The organism is Aliivibrio finisterrensis (assembly GCF_008933155.1).
Classification (GTDB): Bacteria; Pseudomonadota; Gammaproteobacteria; order Enterobacterales; family Vibrionaceae; genus Aliivibrio; species Aliivibrio finisterrensis.
In genome coordinates, this window is record NZ_WBVP01000016.1 from 21,235 (window position 1) to 42,270 (window position 21,036).

A 21,036-nucleotide genomic window follows, 5' to 3' on the forward strand; every position below is an offset into this window, starting at 1 on the left:
AGAACTTTATTTACTGCGGCCAAAGTTACCATCTGACATTCTAAAGTACATAATTGCTTGGTTATCTCGCTCTATCTGAAGGATGTCTAATTCACCCTGCGGATTAAGCTTAAAACGAAATAATTGACCTTTTTTAATATTGCTCAATGGTTTATCGGCACCTTCGATTTTAACCACCTTGTTTAGTTCTGTGAGCGACAGATTATTTTTTCTAAATACTTGATACAGCGTATCACCCGCTTGAATTTGATAATCATGCCACTTTGCAGAAGTTTGAGTTGATTGCGAGGCTTTAACTTCCGTTATTTTTTTTTCTGGCTCTGCTTCTATGTTCTCTTTTTCGACGTCATAAGCAGAAGGCGTATTACGAAGTGCTGCTTCTTGCTCACTCAAACCTTTTAAATTTAAGCTGACACTTTGTCTTTGCATTTCAGGTGCAGGGATCATCGTAGGCTGAATGCTCTCAACCGCTTCCTCTGCACCGCTTGGTAATAGAATTAAAACAAAAGTCACTGGCACTAAAATACGTAATGCTTTTTGATGAAATTGAGGTAAGCGCTGCCAATAAGGTAAGACTTGTTCTATCAGAGGCTCACACTTTTCCTTTAAATTAGCCAATTGCTCAGAAAAATCTGGGCGTTTTATATTCATTTTTTTCTTTTTATTCATACCATCGCCTCATGCGAAACTGGTGAGCTCACGTTTTATTCTAATATCAGAGTACAAAGAAGTACAAAAGTTTACCTTAAGCTTAGATCTCTGTATCCTTTAGTCTTTCGTTTATACCATATAAAGAAAGAGAGACAGCATGTCTGAAGTAAAATTAGAAACAGTAGAACAGAGAGCAAGCTACGGTATTGGCCTTCAAATGGGTCAACAACTTGCACAGTCAGGTCTTGAAGGCCTAAACGTTGCAGCTATCGCTAAAGGTATCGCTACTTCATTAACTGGCGACATGCCAGAAATCGAAGTTGACGCGATCAACGAAGCACTTCAAGCTCTTCACATGCGCGCTGAAGAAGCTCGTGCTGAAGCTTCTAAAGCTGCCGCTGCTGATGGCGAAGCTTTCCTAGCTGATAACGCTCTTCGTTCAGAAGTAACTGTACTTGAGTCAGGCCTTCAATATGAAGTACTAACTGAAGGTACTGGTGAGATTCCAACTTCTGATAAAACAGTACGTGTTCATTACCACGGTATGCTAACTGACGGTACAGTATTTGACAGCTCTGTAGAGCGCGGTCAACCTGCTGAGTTCCCAGTAACTGGCGTTATCGCTGGTTGGGTTGAAGCTCTTCAACTAATGCCTGTAGGTTCTAAGTGGAAACTTGCTATTCCACAAAACCTTGCATACGGTGAGCGTGGCGCTGGCGCTGCAATCCCTCCATATGCAGCACTAGTATTCGAAGTAGAACTACTAGACATCATCTAATCTTTCTCAAAAAAGATTAAAAATAGAATTAAAAAGCGATGACTATATGCATCGCTTTTTTTTATGTTATAAAAACAAAATGCTATAAAAAAAAGCAAATAATATTAAAAGGATATGACAATGAAAAAAACAGCGATGATTTCGCTGTCTTTTTTTCATGAAAACAAACTAGTTATATTCCTGAACCAGCTGTCTCTCCGTTATCTTCATGCAAGCCACACTCCCTTTTTAAACCAAAGAAGCGAGTCTCCTCTTCCTTCATACCCGGCTCCCACTTCTGAGTCGTATGAGTGTCACCTACAGAGAGATAACCTTCATCACGCAATGGGTGGTAAGGCAAACTACGTTCTTCTAAAAAGTAATGAACATCTTTATTACTCCAGTCCAACACAGGTAAAAATTTAAACACCCCATTTTGAATACTAAGCACTGGTAAGTTTGCACGAGAGTTTGATTGCTCACGACGTAAACCTGAAAACCAAATACCGACTTCAAGTTGATCCAGTGCTCGGCGCATCGGCTGAACTTTATTTAGCTTATTATACTGCTCAATTCCCTCAACCCCTTTCTCCCACAATTTACCATAACGTGCTTCTTGCCAATTTGGCGTTTCTTCCGCGGTAAACACATGCAGATTTAGTTTTAGTCGCTCAGTGAGTTGGTCAACAAACTGATAAGTCTCAGGAAATAAATATCCTGTATCGGTTAAAATCACCGGAGTATCCGCTTTTGCGTCAGTGACTAATTGCAACATCACTGCTGCTTGAATCCCAAAACTTGAGGACACCGCAGGGTTTCCTTCTAAGTTCTCTAACGCCCATAAGATTCGTTCTTGAGCGGTTAGCGTTTCAAGCTCTGCATTGACTTCCGATAATCGTAATATTTGCTCAACTTTAGTTAATGACAGCAGCTCTGATAATTGCAATTTAGGCATAAAAGTCCCTTTTTGATACTTTCACTTCATCCACAATGCCGGTTCGAATGGTAAAATCACCAAACCCTTCATTACCTTGGCGCTCTGTAGCCCAGCGTCCTACTAACTCATCAATTTCTGCTAAAATTTGTCGGTCTGTAATATTCTCTTTATACATTTTAGGCACACGAGTACCACTACGATTGCCACCTAAATGGAAGTTATAACGCCCAGGCGCCTTACCAACTAAGCCAATTTCAGCCAACATCGCACGGCCACAGCCATTTGGACAACCTGTCACACGGAAGATGATATTATCTTCTTCTGGCAAGTTATGCTTTTTCAACACACCTTCAATTTCAGTAACAAACTCAGGCAAGAAACGCTCTGCTTCAGCCATTGCTAACGGACAAGTAGGAAACGCCACACACGCCATTGAATTTTTACGCTGCTCTGAATGCCCATCGTCAATTAAGCCATGCTCACGAGCAATTTGCTCTATCTGATCTTTTTGCTCCGCTGGTACACCAGCAACGATTAAATTCTGGTTGGCAGTCATTCTAAAATCGCCTTGGTGGATCTTAGCTATTTCAGCAACCCCTGTTTTTAGTGGTTTTCCCGGATAATCTAATAAGCGACCATTTTCGATAAATAATGCTAAGTGATGCTTACCATCAATGCCTTCAACCCAACCAATTCGATCACCACGCTCTGTTAACTCATAAGGGCGACTTGCTTCAAATTGAATACCAGCACGTTTTTCCACTTCGGCTTTAAATACATCAACACCTACACGATCTAACGTATATTTTGTTTTTGCATTTTTACGATTTGAACGATTACCCCAATCACGCTGAGTCGTCACAACAGCGGCGGCGACTTCTAACGTTTTTTCTAGTGATACAAAACCGAAATCATCCGCTTTACGTGGGTAAGTTGCAGTATCGCCATGGGTCATCGCAAGACCACCACCGACCAGTACATTAAAGCCAACTAACTTTCCGTTATCTGCAATAGCAATAAAGTTCAGATCATTCGCATGCACGTCCACATCATTTTGTGGCGGGATCACAACGGTCGTTTTAAATTTACGAGGAAGATAGTTACTGCCTAAAATTGGCTCTTCATCAGTCGTTTCTAGCTTCTCACCATCCAACCAAATCTCGGCATAGGCACGTGTTTTTGGTAGCAAGTGTTCACTGATTTTTTTCGCCCACTCGTACGCTTCTTGATGTAATTCAGATTCTACCGGGTTAGTTGTACACAACACGTTTCGGTTTACATCACCTGCTGTGGCAATTGAATCAATACCGATACTATTTAATGTTTGATGCATTAATTTAATGTTTGGTTTCAGAACACCGTGAAATTGAAACGTTTGACGAGTGGTTAAACGCAAACTGCCATAAGAGGTATTTTCTTCTGCAAACTTATCAATCGCTAGCCACTGTTTTGGGGTGATAATTCCACCCGGCATACGCGCACGTAGCATTACGTTATGTAGAGGCTCTAATTTTTGTTTTGCACGCTCAGCGCGAATGTCTCTATCATCTTGTTGATACATACCGTGGAAACGGATCAACTGGAAATTATCTTTGGTAAAACCACCTGTAATGCGATCTTGAAGATCCTCCACGATCGTTCCTCTAAGATTTTTACTTTCACGCTTTAGGCGCTCATTATCCGCTAATGGGCCAAGTTCAGTGCCTGATAAGATTGTTTTTACTGCTATTTGCTCGCTCATTAGTACACATCCCTTTGGTAACGTTTCGCCTTACGCAGATCATTTACAAATTGTTCTGCTTCTTCTCTGTTCTTCTTTCCTTGCTGCTCAACAATGGTAATTAACGCATCATGTACATCTTTTGCCATGCGAGTTGCATCACCACACACGTAGATATAAGCGCCATCTTGAAGCCACTGCCACACTTGTGCTGAGTGCTCTAGGATACGATGCTGTACATACACTTTTTCTTGCTGATCACGACTGAATGCGACATCTAATTGATTTACAACGCCTGACTTAAGGTATTTTTGCCATTCCACTTGGTATAAGAAATCTTGCGTAAAGGTTCTATCACCAAAGAATAGCCAGTTTTTTCCTTCTGCATCACGGTTGTCACGCTCTTGCACAAATGAGCGGAATGGTGCAATACCCGTACCTGGGCCTATCATGATCACAGGAACATTATCATCTTGAGGAAGTTTGAAATTATTGTTGTGTTCAATAAACACTTTCACTTCATCGCCTTCTTCTAGACGATGAGATAAAAAGCTAGAGGCGCCACCAAATCGAGTCTCATCTCCTTGTTGGTATTCAACTACAGCAACCGTTAAATGAACTTCTTCATCGACTTCTGTTTGGCTTGAGGCAATCGAATATAAACGAGGGGTTAAGCGACGAAGCAAACTCACTAATTGCTCTGCCGTTAATTTTGTTTTCTTTTCGGATAGTAGGTCAATGACTTGAGTATTACCTGCATACTGACGTAATTTGTCTTTGTTTGCGGTCAGTTTCTCTAGTTTTTTACTGCCTGATAACTCTGAAAATGCCGTAACTTGTTGTGGGTTTGATGACGTAATTTCGTACTTTTCAACTAACGCTTTGTGAAGCGAAATCTGCTCACCATCAACATCCACTTGCTCTTCACCAGTAAGGCTTACTTGTTTTAATATTGCTGCGGCAAGTTCAGGGCTATTTTCAAACCAAACCCCAAGTGCATCACCCGGCTGATAAATTAACCCTGAACCATCCAAATCAATTTCAATATGACGAACGTCTTTACCTGAATCTCGACCCGTGATTTTCTGGCTAGCTAATAACGTAGCGGTATATGGGTTCTGTTTAGTGTATTGCAAAACAGCATGAGCAGCTTGTCCTACTGGCAATTGCACAACCTGTCCATTGTTAGAGTCATCACTTGTTGCCAATGTTTCTTTTACTTTCTCTAACGCTTGTTTACGCCATTCAGCTGCTGGTGCTTCATAATCCACATCTAAATCAATACGATTTAAAAATGGCGTAGCTCCTTTCTTGGATAAGTAAGCATCGAAATCTTTACCCGTTTGGCAGAAAAACTCATAACTTGAATCACCTAAACCAATAACCGCGTATTTTAAATTATCTAATTTAGGCGCTTTTTTAGATTGAAGAAATTCATGCAACTCAATCGCATTATCCGGCGCTTCACCTTCACCATTGGTTGATGCCACAATAATAACGTGAGTTTCTTTAGCTAGGTTTTTACCTTTGTAGTCACTGGCATCAAAAAGATCAACAGCAATACCTGCTACCGATGCTTCTTCTTTTAAAGCTTCAGCAACCCCTTTTGCATTACCTGTTTGTGAGGCATAAATAATTGATAATTTACCAGCAGGTTCACTTGATACTGCGGCAGCGGCTTGATTGATTGGTTGTACAGCACCTGACGTTTGGCTCACACCCCAAAAATAGCCACTTACCCAAGCAAGCTGTTGCGAAGATAATTCTGAAGCCGCTAGCTGTAATTGACCTATTTGTTGATCATTAAGTGGGCTAGCGAGTGCGGAGAGTTCCTTTAATAACATGACGACATCCCTATTCATTGCGTCATATTAGATTAGCGACTCTTTTCTATAACAAGAAAGAATAGATAGGTATGTTTTATAACTTTTTGGAAGAAAGAAATGTTTGCGTTAATCAATTTAAGGTGAAAATAAAGTTAATCATTAATCCTGACTTGGTTAAATCCAACCGCTAATGCACTCTTAGAGGCTGATTCTAAATCCCTGTATGTCATCTCACCACCTTTCATATCAGTAAGCAGAACAAGGCCTCCACGCACATGGCGAAATTCTACAATCCAAGATTCCTCAACCACGACAGGCTCTATCACTGCTTCAACTAATTGGTCTTCTTGGTACATCAATTTTAATTCACTTAATGTCGTCATAACTGCTCCTTACCAAATATGAATATCATAGTAATATCCATTCTATAAGCATGGTCAATAAACAGAGATTGAGCAAATTTAAAATAAAAAAATAGCGACTCAGTCGCCTGAATCGCCATTTTTAATATTCTGGTTATCTCTGATTAGAAATCAAATGATAAACCACCGAACCAACCATCAACCATTACGTTTGCTTGGTTGCTATCAAAGCCTTCAAAGTAACCAAATTCATGATCCATTACGCGATAGCCTACTTTGATTTCTAGATCGATTGCATCAACAGGAAGAATGTATTTTACCCCAGCTTGACCATCCATTGTACGAGTACCGCTACTACTACCAAAATCATACTGACCAAAAATGTGGAAATGCGTATCGGGAATATGCAGTGACGCATCGGCGTACATGTTCATTGCTGTTTCACTAAAGCTTTGATCTGCTGGTTGAGTTGAATCAACAGAGCCACCTTTATTAAATTCGCCATTAGCAAACTGTGTCAGTGTTAAACCCACATCAAACTGAAGGCCGTTAGTATCTAATAATTTATAGTAACCAGTGTAGTCAATTTGATCATATTCAAAACGCTCAGACCTTACTGGGGTATAACGAACTTTAATATTTGGCACATAAGCAAATGGGTGCTCAAAAGCGATTGAGAACGCTTGCGATGCATCAACATCATTTTTACGAATAGCATCACCTTTAGATCCCACTTTTGCATCAGCGAACCACGCATCAATTTCAACTTTAGTGGTAAATTCCTTTTCTGTTGAATGTGCTGGTACTGCCAATACTAAGGCAGTTGAAGCAACAACAGCGGTAAGGGATAGTTTGTTCATGCGTAGTCTCCATTTGCGACGCTATTTGTTTCATATGCGGTAAGAATAAACGATCTGGTTTATTTATGTACTTTTTTTTTGTTTCTGTTTTAATGCCGTTTCTCTAACGGTAAAAAAGCTTAAACATCTAACTCTGCTGGAATTTTGGCTAATGCCGCTTCAACCACTTCAATACCTGAGCCTGGTTTATGAGCATTTTCACTAATGTAGCGACGCCATTGACGAGCACCTGGCATACTTTGGAATAAGCCAAGCATATGACGAGTAATATGACCAAGGTGTGCACCATTTTCTAATTGACGCTCAATGTATGGGTACATTGATTCTACAATTTCACGACGCTTTTTGATTGGCTTATCACTACCAAAAAGTTGTTGATCAACTTCAGCTAATAAATAAGGGCTTTGATACGCTTCACGACCAATCATTACTCCATCTAAATGCGCTAAATGCTCTTTCGCTTCCGCTAATGTTTTAATGCCGCCATTAACTGCAATCACTAACTGAGGAAAATCTTTCTTGATTTGATATGCGCGTGGGTAATCAAGTGGTGGAATTTCACGGTTTTCTTTCGGGCTTAATCCACTTAACCACGCCTTACGAGCATGAATAGTAAATTGATCACAACCACCCTTCTCATGAACCGTTGAAACGAATTTAGTTAAAAACTCATAGCTGTCTTGGTCGTCAATACCAATACGGGTTTTCACCGTTACAGGAATATCAACAACCGCTTTCATCTCAGCGACACATTCGGCAACTAGATCGGGCTCACCCATTAAGCAAGCACCAAAGCGACCATTTTGAACTCGGTCAGATGGACAACCTACATTTAGGTTAACTTCATCATAGCCACGCTCGGCTGCCAATTTTGCACAATGAACTAAATCTTTAACGTTCGAGCCACCTAGCTGCAATGCAATCGGATGCTCCTCTTCGTTATAAGCAAGAAAATCACCTTTACCATGGATGATAGCACCAGTCGTCACCATCTCTGTATATAAAAGCGCATGCTCAGATAATTGACGATGAAAATAACGGCAGTGACGGTCTGTCCAATCAAGCATAGGGGCAACAGAAAAGCGTTGTAGTGGATAAGAGCTCATAAATAAATTCGTTCAGTGATCAATGCCGCAATTCTAACATGATCAGAATAGAAACAGCCAACCTATTACTACGATAAAACCTTCAAGAAAAGAAATGGCATTCTGCAAAATAGTCACTAAAATAACCGATAACTTATGATAAACTCACTGGTCTGTTCAGAAAATAAGACACATAATCCTTGAATCGTACGCAAAAACAAAAAGTTGAGCTATTGTGCCAACAACGTGGAGTAAGACTTACACCACAACGATTAACAGTTTTAGAGCTCATTGTCTCTCACCAGGGGGCAATAAGTGCTTATGATCTTTTAGAGCAATTAAAGAAAATAGAACCCCAAGCAAAACCACCCACTATCTATCGTGCTTTAGATTTTTTAGTGACTCAAGGTTTTGTTCATAAGGTCGAATCAATAAATAGTTATATTTCTTGTTGTGTCATTGGCGAACACGCTCATTTTTCACAACTATTTATCTGTCGTACTTGCGATGATGTTGTTGAGTTCCATGATATTAAAATAACAGATCAGCTAACAAAGCATGCTGAAAAAATTGGCTTTTCTGTCGAAAACCATATTGTTGAAACTCATGGTACTTGCAAAGCTTGTTTAAGTAACAACAATAAAAATTAATTAAAGGACATTACCTACCATGCGCGCTGAATTTGTAAACCCATTCTTAGCTTCACTGATGAATGTACTTAAAACGATGGCTTCAATGGATTTAAAACCACAAAAGCCTCGTATTAAAAAAGATGAAATTGCTCGTGGTGATGTTTCTGGTTTAATAGGCATGGTTGCTCCACAAAGTAAGGGCTCAATGTCGATTACTTTTGATGAGCAGCTTGCTCTGCAAATCATGCAAAATATGTTAGGTGAGCGTCCAAACCGCATCAATGAAGAAGTGACGGATATGGTAGGTGAAATCACCAATATGGTTACTGGTGGCGCAAAGCGTATTCTTTCTGAAAGTGGTTTTGAATTTAGCATGGCAACGCCTATGGTTGTTTCTGGTAAGGGCCATACGATTACTCATAAATGCGATGGTGCGATTATTATCATGCCATTTACTTCTGAGTGGGGTAATGCGTTTATTGAGATCTGTTTTGAGTAACAGAGACTAGAGACTAGAGACTAGAGACTAGAACGCTGCGCTTCTATAAGAGCAGAAGCAAGAACTAAAGGATTCAGGATTCAGGATTCAGGATTCAGGATTCAGGAAATGATAGAGGTTGATATTTAGGTATCAGCCTTTTTTATTACCTGTAATATCGATAAATAATACCAATCCGGATAAGTAGTTGACCAGATAATTACGTAGGAAAAATCGATTAGAGCAAGGCATAAATTGTAGTAACTAGTGGCTCTAATTACAAAATTTATAACACAGCTATAATCGATTTTAACAAGTAAGAATGATCAAATATTTATGTGGATTGGTATCAATACAAAAAGAGCCGACCGAAGTCAGCTCTTTTTTATTATTAACAACTAAGCTTTGTATGCTTTAAATGCGTTAATTAAACCGTTTGTTGAACTATCGTGAGAAGTCACCGCACTATCGTCAGCCAGTTCAGGAAGAATTTGGTTAGCCAGTTGCTTACCTAGTTCTACGCCCCATTGGTCAAAGCTGAAGATATTCCAAATCACACCTTGTACGAAGATTTTGTGCTCGTACATTGCAATCAAGTTACCTAGAGTTTTAGGCGTTACTTGCTTAACAAGAATTGAGTTTGTTGGGCGGTTACCTTCAAATACCTTAAATGCCACTAACTCAGCCATTTCTGCTTCAGTTTTACCTGCTGCTGCAAACTCTGCACGAACGGTCTCTTCTGTTTTACCAAAAGCCAATGCTTCTGTTTGAGCAAAGAAGTTAGACATCAATTTCTGATGATGATCACCCACTTGGTTGTGGCTGATTGCAGGCGCAATAAAATCACAAGGGATTAATTTTGTACCTTGGTGAATCAATTGGTAGAACGCGTGTTGACCATTTGTACCTGGTTCACCCCAAATGATTGGACCCGTTTGATAATCAACAGGGTTACCGTTACGGTCTACACATTTACCATTTGATTCCATGTTGCCTTGTTGGAAGTACGCAGCAAAACGATGTAGATATTGATCGTATGGAAGAATTGATTCTGATTCAGCACCGTGGAAGTTGTTATACCATAGGCCAATAAGTGCAAGAATAACAGGCACGTTATTTTTCAGATCCGTATTAGCGAAATGGTTATCCACTTCATGAGCACCTTCAAGAAGCTCAACAAAGTTATCAAAACCAACCGCTAGTGCAATTGAAAGACCGATTGCTGACCATAGAGAATAACGACCACCAACCCAATCCCAGAATTCAAACATGTTATCAGTATCAATACCAAACTCAGAAACAGACTGTGCATTTGTTGATAGTGCAGCAAAGTGCTTAGCAACATGCGCTTGATCGCCAGCTTCAGCAAGGAACCAATCACGAGCACTGTGTGCATTTGTCATTGTTTCTTGTGTTGTGAATGTTTTAGATGCAATTAAGAATAACGTAGTTTCAGGGTTTAATGGCTTCAATGTTTCAACAATGTGTGTACCATCTACGTTTGAAACAAAGTGCATGTTTAAACGAGTCTTGTATGGTGCTAACGCTTCAGAAACCATATAAGGGCCAAGATCTGAACCGCCGATACCGATGTTTACGATATCCGTAATTTCTTTACCAGTGTAACCTTTCCACTCACCAGAAATTAGACGCTCTGTGAAGCCTTTCATTTTTTCTAATACTGCATTTACTGCAGGCATTACATCTTCACCATCAACCATAATTGGCGTGTTTCTACGGTTACGAAGTGCAATATGTAAAACTGAACGGTCTTCTGTTTTGTTGATTTTCTCACCGTTAAACATCGCTTTCATTGCTGAAGACAACTCTGTTTGCTCTGCTAATGCGAACAATTTTTCCATTGTTTCTTCGGTAACTAAGTTTTTAGAGAAATCCACTAGAATGTCTTGACCAAACGTCGTTGAAAATTTATCAAAACGTTGTGCATCTGCAGCGAATAATTCAGATAGGCTAAAATCTTGTGCTGTTTCAAAGTGTGCAGTTAAGTCTGCCCAAGCTTGAGTTTCTGTTGGGTTGATGTTTTTTAACATGGTAAAAATATCCCGTGTAATATACTTAATGGTTCAAAAAAAAATTAATGAACGCCCCGTTTATACGAATCTAAAATTTGATGCTCGGTATTATTTAGTGAGCTTTATATTTAGGTATTATGACCAAAACTACGCTCACCCTTTTTGAGTTAGGTCACATTAAAACTTCTAGTAGTAAACATTATCTCTATCAAAACTACTGAACACTAGTGTTGAGATCATTTTTCTTACTAAAATATTAAAATGGTTGGTTGATCATCACTCTAAATAAACTTTCTTCACTGCCTTTTGACATCTCAGTTCGAACAACAATACCTTCAACTTGAAAGCGTATTGCTCCGCCTGCACTCCACTTCATGTCTTCATGCAGTGTTGAAAGTGAGAATTCATCTGCAACTCGACCTGAATCAACAAAAATAACCCATTGCCACCAAGGTACATCATAAAGATTAAAGATAGGCCAATCTTCTAGCGGTTGCCAATCAGGCATCACTCGATATTCTGCTGAGTAATGAATAGCTGAACGACCATGGAAACGCCCACTGCTGTAGCTCCTTAATCGATATAACCCACCAAGCTTTATGCCTGCATATTCTGGAGGCTGATGATGACTACCATCTTGCCAACTTGGTGTATCAGCAAGATAAACATCCAATGCCAATACTTGCTTATTAATAATCTCACCGAGATTACCTAGATCAAAAAAGGCACTTTGTTGGAACTCCCATGTCCACCACTCTTCTTGTTCACCGGTTTGTGGTGAATAAGTAAAATCCAATTCAGTACGAGAACCATGGGTGGTATTTCTTACGCTATTTCGATTGTCCCAATCAAAATTAACTTTCATTCCCCAATTAGAGTCAGGCTCATTCCAATTTGCAACATCCGCTAATTTTCGAGAGTAATAAAAAGGGCTAAACTCAATACTCGATACACCACTTTCTAATGGGTTAAATCCTTTTATTTTTCTTTCAGGAAGATAGGCTGCTCTCGCTCCAATCGTTTTTGCATTACCAACCGGTAAAATGTAATTAGCCGTTAAATGGTATTGTGCTTCGATGCTGTCGGTAAACACTTCGTCATTCACATTGGAGTTATTACTACCGGCAGAGCCTAGGTGATAATCCATATCTTTGAAATTAGCATTATACGCATTAGCCCCGACTAACCATGAATGACCGACTTGAAAATTATTTGCAGACAAGTACGTCATATAAGAGCCTTTACTAGAATAAAGCCCCGCTGCAAATAATGTCGCTTGAGGTTGGCCGACGCCTTTCATTACCGCGGCGGCGCCTATGGTAGTCCCCAAGCTTTCAGACGAAAATAGGAAAGGAACTGCTGAGGTTTCAGGTAACGAAGTTGGCCAAATATCTTCTTTGGCAAACGCATCACTCAAAAAAGAAAAAGGCATAATAAGAAAAAGCGCTAAACCAGTAGCGCTTTTAGATGGGAATGAATTCAAAGTAATCTCATTAAATATATTGCATCTGTACTCGTGATGTTAGTTTAGTCACTAACTCATAAGCAATGGTTCCTATGTGCTCTGCAACTTCTTCTGCAGGGAGATCTCGTCCCCACAAAATAGCTTCATCACCCACTTTATCTTGAGCATCAGGACCAAGATCAACAGTAAGCATATCCATAGATACTCGGCCAGCAATCGAGACTTTGCGCCCATTAACTAAAACAGGTGTACCGTTAGGTGCTGCAATAGGGTAACCATCACCATAGCCAATCGCAATAACCCCAATTTTGGTATCACGTTCGCTGGTCCACATTGCTCCATAACCAACACTTTCACCTGCTTTTACATCACGAACTGCGATTAAATGAGAGGTAAGGGTCATGGTTGGCAAATAACCTAGCTTTTGTGCTGACTGATTCGCAAATGGTGAAACGCCATACATAATAATACCCGGTCTAACCCAATCTAATTGGCTATCAGGCCATGCTAATAACCCTGCGGATGCCGCCAGAGATCGCTCACCTTGGCAACCATCCGTTAGTGACATAAAGGTCTCTATTTGCTTATTGGTTGTCGGATTATCTAACTCATCAGCACAACCAAAATGGCTCATGTAACGCAGTGGCTTCGCAACATTTTTACATGCGTGCAAACGATCTACGTATTCTTGATACTCTTCTGGTCGGATACCTAAACGATGCATTCCTGAATCCACTTTTAACCAAACAACTACTGGGCCTTCAAGTTCAGCGCCTTCTAGCGCTTCTAATTGCTCTTTACAATGTACCGCAGTCTGAATGTTATTTGTGACCAAAATAGGTAAGTCACCAGCCGAGTAAAAACCTTCAAGTAGCAATACTTGCTTAACGATACCACCAGCACGAAGTTGTAATGCTTCTTCTATACGAGCCACGCCAAACGCATCAGCACCCTGCGCTCCTTTTGCTATATTCAGTAGCCCATGACCATAACCATTTGCTTTAACAACAGCAAGAAGCTTACTGTGTGGCGCTTGTTGTTTAATCTTTTGCAAATTATGTGCTAACGCTGACATATCAACTTGGGCAGCCGCCGCTTTCATGTAGCTCATATTATTGCCTTATTCATCATCAAACGCAGGGCCTGCGTAATTATCAAAGCGTGAAAATTGTCCTTGGAATGTCAGACTTACTGAGCCGATTGGACCATTACGTTGCTTACCTAAAATAATTTCTGCGATGCCTTTACGATTACTCTCAGGGTTATAAACCTCATCACGGTAAATAAACATGATTAAATCGGCATCTTGCTCGATCGCTCCCGATTCACGAAGATCCGAGTTAATTGGGCGCTTATCGGCACGTTGCTCTAGGGAACGGTTCAACTGAGATAGAGCGACAACAGGAACGTTCAACTCTTTGGCTAATGCTTTTAATGAACGTGAAATTTCAGAGATTTCTAACGTACGGTTATCTTGTAAACCAGGAACTCGCATTAACTGAAGGTAATCGACCATGATCATACTTAGACCACCCGCTTCACGAGCCACACGACGAGCGCGTGAACGTAATTCAGTTGGCGTCAAGCCTGAACTGTCATCGATGTACATGTTTTTCTTTTGCGTCAAAATGCCCATCGTAGACGAAATACGAGCCCAATCTTCATCATCTAACTGACCGGTACGAATTTTAGTTTGGTCAACACGAGACATCGAAGCCAACATACGCATCATCAGCTGTTCTGCGGGCATCTCTAGTGAGAAAATAAGTACGGGTTTATCTTGGTCCATTGCGGCGTTTTCACACAAGTTCATCGCAAAGGTCGTTTTACCCATCGATGGACGAGCAGCAACAATGATTAAATCAGAACCTTGTAAGCCTGCGGTTTTCTTATTGAGATCAGTAAACCCCGTCGATACCCCTGTCACACCATCTTGCGGACTTTGATATAAGATCTCGATACGCTCTAAGGTTCTCTCTAAAATTGAATCGACATTTTGAGGGCCTTCATTTTCAGTAGTACGCTCTTCTGCAATGGCAAAGACTTTACTCTCTGCCATGTCGAGTAAATCTTCTGATGTTCGACCTTGTGGATCATAACCTGCATCTGCAATTTCATTTGCAACACCAATAAGGTTACGTACCATTGCACGCTCACGCACGATATCTGCATAAGCATTAATGTTTGCAGCACTTGGGGTATTTTTAGCTAAATCCGCCAGATACGCAAAACCGCCAACAGAATCTAATTTCTCATGACGTTCAAGGTGCTCAGATAAGGTAATTAAATCCAAAGGCATACTATTTTCTAGGATGGATTTAACTGACTCAAAGATAAGTCGATGCGGTCGGCTATAAAAATCTCCTGCCACCACTTTTTCTGCAACGGTATCCCAACGCTCATTATCAAGTAACAAACCACCAAGGACAGATTGCTCTGCCTCCAATGAATGCGGCGGTACTTTTAACGCGTCTACTTGTGCGTCTGGTTTGCGGTTTTGATTTCGATTATCAGCCATTACTACTTTTCACCATCCTAAATTTAGCTCTACATTATAACCAAAAGAAACATGGATGAAATAACAATCCTTCTCTAGCAACCTTACCATTCGCAAAATAAAGATTTTGACTCAAATTTAACTATTTGAATCAAGAAAACACCTATACTATCTGACCTCTTTTATTCTTTTTGAGATTGATGCGTGTTAAAAAAAGTGTTTCTAACTGGGCTTATTACTATAGGTGCATCAGTGCATGCTAGTGAGCTCGATACTGAAGACACGGATACGTCGCCCCCATCACCGTGGGAAAGCCAAGTAGAGTTTGGTTACCAATCAAATACTGGTAACAGCGACTCTCAATCACTCAATAGCCGATTTGAGGGCAGCTACACATCTGGACAGCACCGTCATACTGGTGAAATAAAATATTACTTATCAGAAAAAGACGGTGAAGCCGATAAAGATCAACTAAGCATTAATTTGCAAAGTGACTATAAGATCAGTCCTGATTACTACTTATATGCCAACTTTAAAGGGCTAAACACAAAATACAGCGCCTACTTTAACGACTATACTTTTTCTGGTGGTTTGGGTTATCAGATCAGTAATACAGAGAAATTATTATTAGAATTAGAAGTGGGTCCCGGTTTTCGTTACCAAAACCCCAACTTAGATGAAATTGATGATGATGATTTAATTTTGCCTGAAACCGTCCAAGAACCTATTGTTCGTACCAACGTTAATATGTCTTGGAAAGCGCTCGATAACTTAACCTTAGCGGGTGAAGTTACCATTACCGCAGGTCATAGTAATACTCGTGTCGATTCTGAAGTCAGCGTTACGAATAACATTACTGAAGAAATCGCCCTAAAAATTGCACAATCACAAGAGTATCTTGATCGTGTTCCCCCTGGGCTAAGTCAAACCGACTCTGTTTTTTCAATTAACTTATTGTTTTCATTTTAGACTCTTCCAGTTTAATGAAGCTCTTCATGTTTCTTCACTAAACCAAAGTCAGCTAAAATGGCGTAAGCGGCTGGTATCATAAACAACACCAATAAGGTTGAAGTAAAGATACCAAAGACAATCGATACAACTAAGGGTTGAATAACTTGCGCCTGCAAACTGGTTTCTAATAACAAGGGTAATAACCCTGCAGCTGTCGTAATTGAGGTTAAAAATACCGCCCTAAAACGCTCACGACTTGCTTTGACCACTGACTCATAAACGGAATCACCATCATCAACATGGTGGCGTATGTACTGCACCAATAAAATCGAATCATTGACCACAATACCCGCTAAAGAAACAAACCCCATAATGCTTGGCATACTTAATGGGTGACCTAATAAAACGTGTCCCCATAACACGCCAATCAGCGCTAATGGTATCGCTAGCATCACCACAAACGGTTCTAAGTAGCTTCTAAATTGGAAGCTGAGAATAACAAATACCCCAAACAGCCCAAGCATAAATCCAGTACCTATAGATTGCCCGGTTTCGGCTGAATCTTTCGCTTCCCCTTCAAAATCAAAACGCAGCCCTGGATATTTCTTTTTTAATTCCGGTGCGAGTTCTTTTTTAAATTGATTCAATATTTCTGTTGAACTCACCTGAGATGCATGAATATCTCCAAAGACACTTAAAGTTCTTAACCCATTAATTCGCTGTATTCGCACGTAATTTCGTTGAAAATCCAGTGTTGTGATAGAGGCTAGAGGTATTTGTTCTCCGGTAGGCAAAATGATTGGGAAATTCTCTAAGGTATGCAAGTCACCCGCTTGTTGTTTATTTAAACGCACTTCAATTTCAATATTTTCAACACCAAATTGAATTTCATCCGCCGTTTGTCCAAAGTAAGCCGCGCGTAATTGATTAGCAATCAGTTGACCCGTCACACCAAAAGCTTCAGCTCCTGGGCGAAGTTTTACTAATACTTCTTCTTTCCCCATTCTCATATCATCAAGCACACCATAAACGCCTGCAAAATCATTCAAATAAGCTTGAACTTCTAACGATGCTGACTTCAATGTGTGTAAGTTATCATCCATCATGCGAATTTCAATCGCCCTTCCACCCGGTCCCATGGTTGGCTGCTTAAAAACCATAATTATTGGCTCTGCTAAATCTCCGACTTCTTCACGCCATGCATCAATAAAATCATCAATTAAGGTATTTCGTTTTTCAGCCCCTAATAAATCTAAACGAATGGTCGCTAAGTGCGGACCAGATTCATTGGCGTCAGCGTTAGTGTTAAATTGCTCGGTAATATGCTCAACTAATGGTGTGCCACCTTCCTTTTCTTCACTCCAGTGTTTATTCAATTTATTCGCTGCATTAACAATCTTATCTACTACTAACTCAGTTTGAGATAACGAAGAACCCGGCGGTAAAATAATACGTGCTTCGGCGATATCTCCATCTAACTCTGGAAAACCAACAAACTTTAACGCGCCACCAGATATCAAAGAAAAAGAAACCAATAAACTGGCGATAACGGCACCTAAAAATGCGTAGCGCCACTCTACCACCTTAGTTACCGCATTAACCAAGGTGGTATTTCTAAAGTGCTCAAAACGCTCCAATACTTTCGTTTTAAATCCAGCAATAGGTTTTTCGTTTTTTGCTCTGTGTAATGAATGGCTTAAATGATTCGGTAGGATTAAAAATGCTTCAATAAGACTCAAGGAAAGCACTAAAATAAGAACCTGTGGAATAACCTTTAATACTGCCCCCATTTCTCCTTGCAAAAACATCAAGCTACCAAAAATACAGACCGTCGTTAAAAAAGAAGATAAAACACCAGGAAAGACTTTTTTAACACCGTTATAGACCGCATCATCAATCTCTTGCCCTCTATCGAGATGAGAAGCGATGGATTCTGCAATCACAATCGCATCATCCATCATGATCCCGATGGCCATTAATAAGGCGACGAGAGACATGATATTGATAGAAAGCCCCAAGCTCGCCATTAAGAACAGTCCACCTAAAAAAGCCACGGGCAAACCAGCTGCAACCCAGAAAGAATAACGGAAAGTAAAAAACAACCACATGGTTAGAAAAACAAGAATGATCCCCTGCCACCCGTTTTTTACCATCATGGTTAAACGATCCCAAAGCAGTGATGATAGATCGTTAGTCATCTCTAATGTCACACCATCTGGTGCGACTGATTGCTGATATTCAACAAACTCAGAAACACGATCTTTAATTCTCAATGCATCATCGGCTTTATTTTTGCGGATCTTAAGTACCGCTGATGGCTTACCATCAAACAGCACTTTCTGCTCATCAAGTTCAAAGCGATCAGTTATGGTTGCAATATCCCCAAGACGAAGTAATGCGCCATTCTCTGATGCCCCAATCACCGTTTTTGCTAATTCTTCTGGCGTAGTTTTTCTCTCATTAAAGCGAATTAAAAAGTTTTTCTCCGGCGTTTCGATATTACCACTGGGCAATTTAATGTTCTGTTGAGCTAATTGATTGGCAATATCACTGACATTCAATCCCAACTGACGAATCGCACTTTCATCCAACTCCACTCGATATTGATGATCAGAAAAACCACTCACTTCAACGAGTGATACATCGTAATCAAGTTTTAAGCTTTGTTTTAATTTCTCTGCATATGCTTTTAATTCTGGCCATGTGGTATCTGCGGTAATCGCAACATCCACCACAGGTTCGTTCCAATCAAGCTCTTGAACAATTGGGGATTCAATCTCTTTTGGAAAGTCACTAATTGAGTCAATTTGAGTTTGTACATCCACCAACATACGTCCAATATCGGCTTTTTCATTCAACTTAATAATCAGCCGAGCTGAACCTTCTATTGCTTCACATTTGGTTTCCTCAATATGACCTAAGCCATCAACGGCGTCTTCCATACGGATACAAATGCTCTCTTCCACCTCTTGTGGAGAAGCCCCTGGGTAGACAACACCAGCTAAAATATAAGGAGGACTAAATTCAGGAAATGTCTCTCGTTTTAATTGAGGTAAAGAAACCAAACCAAGCAGCAATATAGTGAGCATTAATAAGTTAGCAGCGGTTGGATGACGAGCAAAAAACTTGATCATTGCACAGGCTCCTTATCAATATTTGAGTTAGCCAAGCGCAGTTGCATACCATTAATCGCAGGAAGCAGATCATTTAAGATCAAACGATCATTATTTTTAATATCTCCGATCACGACGACTTGGTTAGTGCGTCGATAAATAATCTCAATCGGAAGGATAGTTAATTTGTTATCTTGCCCCAACAAATAGATCTTATCGCCATGCAAAGCACTTTCAGGGATCACCCACTGCTCTGACGCTTCACCCTCTATCCTTGCTTTCACAAACATCCCATTCACTAATGGTGGTAATGAGTTGGGTTGAAAAACACGGTAGTCTTGATCTATTTCTAAAATGACGCCAACCGTCGCTTGATTTGAATCGACCGTTTCACTAATACGAGCGACTTTCGCTTCCCATTCAGCATCAAAGCGACCACTGCTTAATTCCACATTCGCCGTTAATGGTAATGAATCAATATTTGGCATGCCCCGATCACTTACCTCAAAGGCTTTCACACTCTGAGCTAATGTTTGCATGTCATGAATAGAGATTTGAGCTTCCACCTCCATGGTTTGAATTCCATGAGCAATGAACATGATTTGCTGCAGATTAACCACTTGTTCAGCTTCAATATCCACCTCAGAAATACGCACATCCGCTGGTAATATAATCGATGTTTTTGCTAAAGAACGTTGCGCTTCTTCTAATTTTGCTTGGTTTACCTTAACCATGGCCGCGGCCACTTTTCTCTCATCAGGCAATAATAAAATTTGATTTTGAATATCTTGAACGACTTTTTTTTGCGCCAAATAAGACTGATTCTGCTGATCTAAATCCGATAGAGATGTCAGGCCTTTTTTCTGAAGATTAACCTTACGGCTAAGCTCTTTCTTACTGATAGATAATCGGTTCTTTTCTATTTTGAGTGTATTTCGAATATTTTTTTCTTCTAAGCCCACTTTTGCTAATTGAGTTTGGCTCGACCCTAAGTCCGCTTCTGCTTGAGCCAATTTCAACTCATAATCAAGCGGGTCTATTCTCAGTACTTCAGTTCCGGCTAATAAGATATTTCCTTTATTTAACTCAGGGTGACGATAAACCACTTTTCCTGATACTTCAGCAATGGCTTTCCATTCAAACTTAGGTCTAACTTTTCCATAACCAATGGCTTGAGGGGCAATAAATTTAGGTTCTAACATTTGGATATTAACGACTTTTGAACGGTCTTCAAGCGGCTTAGTTTCGGCATCGGGACGCAATTTCGTGATGGTAATAAGAACAATCACACCAACCGCAACAACTGGAAAAAAGAGGAATTTTTTATTTATTTTCATTATGAGCATCTCTTCTGTTTACTTAACTTCATACCAGATAAATACTTACTAGTTTTTAATTGTACTCTTAAGAATTAAAAATACGCTTACCTTTGTATAAAAACGCATCATAGCAATCGTTTTCTTTCATTTTTTAACATTTAATCAAAAAAACATCCACATGATGTAAAAAAGTCAATTAAAGGTTGACGATATTAACCAAGTACGATATTACTTTGTTAATTATTTTTTATGGATTGTATTTCAAATGAAAACATTATCTTCTTTTGCTTTAAACCTCCTCCTTATCGTGAACATCTTACGCGGGTAGGTTATGGACCAAAAGAAACCAT

The 21,036-nt window shown here is 40.0% G+C and carries 17 protein-coding genes; 4 read left to right on the plus strand and 13 right to left on the minus strand.

The features are described 5' to 3' along the window. Positions 1 to 6: 6 nt before the first annotated feature. Complete coding sequence (locus F8B77_RS13415) at positions 7 to 669, minus strand: LysM-like peptidoglycan-binding domain-containing protein (protein WP_151655774.1); 663 nt, start codon at positions 667 to 669, stop codon at positions 7 to 9. 139 nt (positions 670 to 808) lie between these two features. On the opposite strand from F8B77_RS13415, the gene bamJ reads away from it, so the two are divergent. Continuing rightward, positions 809 to 1,429 (plus strand): BamJ family beta-barrel-assembly machinery protein, encoded by a 621-nt coding sequence (gene bamJ, locus F8B77_RS13420; RefSeq protein ID WP_151655776.1) that lies wholly within the window; start codon positions 809 to 811, stop codon positions 1,427 to 1,429. A 172-nt stretch (positions 1,430 to 1,601) separates the two neighbouring features. On the opposite strand, the gene F8B77_RS13425 is transcribed toward bamJ, so the two are convergent. From F8B77_RS13425 to dusA, 6 genes are all read right to left on the minus strand, one after another. After that, positions 1,602 to 2,363 carry a phosphoadenylyl-sulfate reductase gene (locus F8B77_RS13425; protein ID WP_151655778.1) on the minus strand — a complete coding sequence of 254 codons (762 nt, stop codon included), beginning with the start codon at positions 2,361 to 2,363 and terminating at the stop codon, positions 1,602 to 1,604. Further along, positions 2,356 to 4,086: an assimilatory sulfite reductase (NADPH) hemoprotein subunit gene (gene cysI, locus F8B77_RS13430; protein ID WP_151655780.1), complete on the minus strand. Its 1,731-nt coding sequence runs from the start codon at positions 4,084 to 4,086 to the stop codon at positions 2,356 to 2,358. The genes F8B77_RS13425 and cysI overlap by 8 nt, the downstream gene beginning before the upstream one ends. After that, on the minus strand, positions 4,086 to 5,909 hold the full coding sequence (locus F8B77_RS13435) for an assimilatory sulfite reductase (NADPH) flavoprotein subunit (protein ID WP_151655781.1): 1,824 nt from the start codon (positions 5,907 to 5,909) through the stop codon (positions 4,086 to 4,088). Before F8B77_RS13435 ends, cysI begins: the two co-directional genes overlap by 1 nt. Positions 5,910 to 6,043: 134 nt before the next feature. Beyond that, a complete protein-coding gene (locus F8B77_RS13440) occupies positions 6,044 to 6,274 on the minus strand; it encodes a hypothetical protein (RefSeq protein WP_151655783.1) in 231 nt (76 codons plus the stop codon). Between the two features lie 143 nt (positions 6,275 to 6,417). Next, positions 6,418 to 7,113 carry a TIGR04219 family outer membrane beta-barrel protein gene (locus tag F8B77_RS13445; protein ID WP_151655785.1) on the minus strand — a complete coding sequence of 232 codons (696 nt, stop codon included), beginning with the start codon at positions 7,111 to 7,113 and terminating at the stop codon, positions 6,418 to 6,420. A gap of 119 nt (positions 7,114 to 7,232) precedes the next feature. After that, positions 7,233 to 8,219, minus strand: a complete 987-nt coding sequence (dusA, locus tag F8B77_RS13450; protein WP_151655787.1) for a tRNA dihydrouridine(20/20a) synthase DusA — start codon at positions 8,217 to 8,219, stop codon at positions 7,233 to 7,235. A 179-nt stretch (positions 8,220 to 8,398) separates the two neighbouring features. On the opposite strand from dusA, the gene zur reads away from it, so the two are divergent. Continuing rightward, positions 8,399 to 8,848: a zinc uptake transcriptional repressor Zur gene (zur, locus tag F8B77_RS13455; protein WP_151655789.1), complete on the plus strand. Its 450-nt coding sequence runs from the start codon at positions 8,399 to 8,401 to the stop codon at positions 8,846 to 8,848. A gap of 19 nt (positions 8,849 to 8,867) precedes the next feature. Continuing rightward, positions 8,868 to 9,329, plus strand: a complete 462-nt coding sequence (locus F8B77_RS13460; RefSeq protein WP_151655791.1) for a chemotaxis protein CheX — start codon at positions 8,868 to 8,870, stop codon at positions 9,327 to 9,329. 377 nt (positions 9,330 to 9,706) lie between these two features. Here the strand turns inward: F8B77_RS13460 and pgi are convergent, their stop codons facing one another. From pgi to F8B77_RS13480, 4 genes are all read right to left on the minus strand, one after another. Continuing rightward, positions 9,707 to 11,359: a glucose-6-phosphate isomerase gene (pgi, locus tag F8B77_RS13465; protein WP_151655793.1), complete on the minus strand. Its 1,653-nt coding sequence runs from the start codon at positions 11,357 to 11,359 to the stop codon at positions 9,707 to 9,709. 238 nt (positions 11,360 to 11,597) lie between these two features. Then, on the minus strand, positions 11,598 to 12,824 hold the full coding sequence (locus F8B77_RS13470) for a BamA/TamA family outer membrane protein (RefSeq protein WP_151655795.1): 1,227 nt from the start codon (positions 12,822 to 12,824) through the stop codon (positions 11,598 to 11,600). Between the two features lie 10 nt (positions 12,825 to 12,834). Continuing rightward, positions 12,835 to 13,917, minus strand: a complete 1,083-nt coding sequence (alr, locus tag F8B77_RS13475; RefSeq protein WP_151655797.1) for an alanine racemase — start codon at positions 13,915 to 13,917, stop codon at positions 12,835 to 12,837. Positions 13,918 to 13,926: 9 nt separating this feature from the next. Continuing rightward, a complete protein-coding gene (locus F8B77_RS13480) occupies positions 13,927 to 15,324 on the minus strand; it encodes a replicative DNA helicase (protein ID WP_151655800.1) in 1,398 nt (465 codons plus the stop codon). A 231-nt stretch (positions 15,325 to 15,555) separates the two neighbouring features. Here F8B77_RS13480 and F8B77_RS13485 point away from each other — a divergent pair, with 231 nt between their 5' ends. Beyond that, the gene (locus F8B77_RS13485) at positions 15,556 to 16,272 is read left to right on the plus strand and encodes a DUF481 domain-containing protein (protein WP_242504803.1); all 717 of its coding nucleotides are present in this window, start codon (positions 15,556 to 15,558) and stop codon (positions 16,270 to 16,272) included. An 11-nt stretch (positions 16,273 to 16,283) separates the two neighbouring features. Here the strand turns inward: F8B77_RS13485 and F8B77_RS13490 are convergent, their stop codons facing one another. Both F8B77_RS13490 and F8B77_RS13495 read right to left on the minus strand, forming a co-directional pair. Then, the gene (locus F8B77_RS13490; protein WP_151655802.1) at positions 16,284 to 19,388 is read right to left on the minus strand and encodes an efflux RND transporter permease subunit; all 3,105 of its coding nucleotides are present in this window, start codon (positions 19,386 to 19,388) and stop codon (positions 16,284 to 16,286) included. Continuing rightward, on the minus strand, positions 19,385 to 20,704 hold the full coding sequence (locus tag F8B77_RS13495; RefSeq protein WP_151655804.1) for an efflux RND transporter periplasmic adaptor subunit: 1,320 nt from the start codon (positions 20,702 to 20,704) through the stop codon (positions 19,385 to 19,387). The genes F8B77_RS13490 and F8B77_RS13495 overlap by 4 nt, the downstream gene beginning before the upstream one ends. Between the last annotated feature and the right edge of the window lie 332 nt (positions 20,705 to 21,036).